At 69.4% G+C, this 1,466-nt stretch carries 2 protein-coding genes; both read right to left on the bottom strand.

Features of this window, described 5'->3' with window-relative positions; all coding sequences use genetic code 11:
• Nucleotides 1-105: 105 nt before the first annotated feature.
• On the bottom strand, nt 106-393 hold the full coding sequence (fis, locus tag NFU04_RS16310) for a DNA-binding transcriptional regulator Fis (protein WP_251310454.1): 288 nt from the start codon (nt 391-393) through the stop codon (nt 106-108).
• 53 nt (nt 394-446) lie between these two features.
• Nucleotides 447-1,466, bottom strand: a 1,020-nt coding sequence (dusB, locus tag NFU04_RS16305) for a tRNA dihydrouridine synthase DusB (protein ID WP_459382097.1), incomplete at its 5' end; no start/stop codon positions are given.

The following is a 1,466-nucleotide window of genomic DNA, read 5'->3' as shown; positions in this document are numbered from 1 at the left end:
GTGGAAGAGGAGGGGGAGGCGGGTTGGGCCATGGACTTGCACTCTCGGAGTTGGCTGGGAAAACGCACGAAGGGAGCCCGTGGGCTCCCTTCGTCGGGAAAAGGTCTAGATCAGGGCGTGCTGCTTGAGCTTCTTGCGCAGGGTGCCGCGATTGAGGCCGAGCAGCTCGGCGGCGCGGGTCTGGTTGCCGTTCACATGCTCCATCACGGCGGCCAGCAACGGTGCCTCCACCTCGTCGATCACCATGGCGTAGAGGCCGGTGACCGATTCGCCATCCAGGTGGGCGAAGTAGCGGCGCATTGCCAGGTCCACCGCCTCGCGCAGGGGGCGCTCGGGGGCCTGCGCCTGCGGCGTTGCCGTGGCAGGACGGCCATCGATGGCGGAGAAGCTCATGGGTTCCTGATCCACTCGTGTCGCATTGTCGGGCGTGGTTGCTTGCCTGCTGGTCATGCTGCACTGGTTCCATTGGCGGCCGGCGAGGGGAAGTCTCGTCGGCCGAAGAGTTCATTCACGAAATGGTGCTGGGCGCTCGGCGCCTCCAGGCGGTTGAAGACCGCCTTCAGGGCCTTGGCATCTTCGGGCTCGTGGCGCTCCAGGTACCACCCCAGATGCTTGCGGGCGATGCGCACGCCCATCACCTCACCGTAGAAGTCATGCAGGGCATCGAGGTGCTCGTCGAGCAGCCGCTGGCGCTCGGTGGCGCTGGGTGGGCTCGCCTCCTGGCCGTGCGCCAGGTAGTGCTCGATCTCGCGGAAGATCCAGGGGTTGCCCTGGGCGCCGCGGCCCACCATCACCGCGTCCGCCCCAGTATAGTCGAGAACCTCGGCGGCCTTGGCGGCGGAGTCGATATCGCCGTTGGCGAACACCGGGATCGATACTCGAGACTTGATCTCGGCGATGGTGTCGTATTCGGCCCGGCCCTGATAGCGCTGCTGGCGATGGCGACCGTGGACCGCCAGGGCCCGGATGCCGGCGGCCTCGGCGAGCCGCGCGACCCGTACCCCGTTATTGCTCTCGGCGCACCAGCCGGTGCGAATCTTCAGGGTGACCGGGACGTCCACCGCGGCGACCACCGCCTCGAGGATCTCCGCGACCAGGGCCTCGTCGCGCAGCAGCGCCGAGCCGGCGGCCTTGTTGCACACCTTCTTGGCCGGGCAGCCCATGTTGATATCGATGATCTCGGCGCCGCGCTCGGCATTGAGTCGCGCCGCCTCGGCGAGCATGGCGGCGTCGCCGCCGGCGATCTGCACGCTGCGCGGCCCCGGCTCGCCGCGATGGTCCATGCGCAGCCGTGACTTGCGGGTATGCCACAGGCTGGGGTCCGAGGTGACCATCTCGCCCACCACCAGGCCCGCCCCCAGGCGCCGGCACAGCGCGCGGAAGGGGCGGTCGGTGACCCCGGCCATGGGCGCCAGGATCGCCCGGCCGGTCAGCCGGTGGGGTCCGATGGCGGGCGGGGGCGGGAG

This window comes from Halomonas sp. NCCP-2165, from assembly GCF_023708045.1.
Lineage (GTDB): Bacteria > Pseudomonadota > Gammaproteobacteria > Pseudomonadales > Halomonadaceae > Bisbaumannia > Bisbaumannia pacifica.
Note: the sequence above shows the minus strand (reverse complement) of the source record. Positions and strands in the feature narration are given on the sequence as shown.

Coding starts and splice junctions, on each gene's coding strand:
- fis (WP_251310454.1), bottom strand. CDS start 393: ATGAGCTTCTCCGCCATCGATGGCCGTCCTGCCACGGCAACGCCGCAG.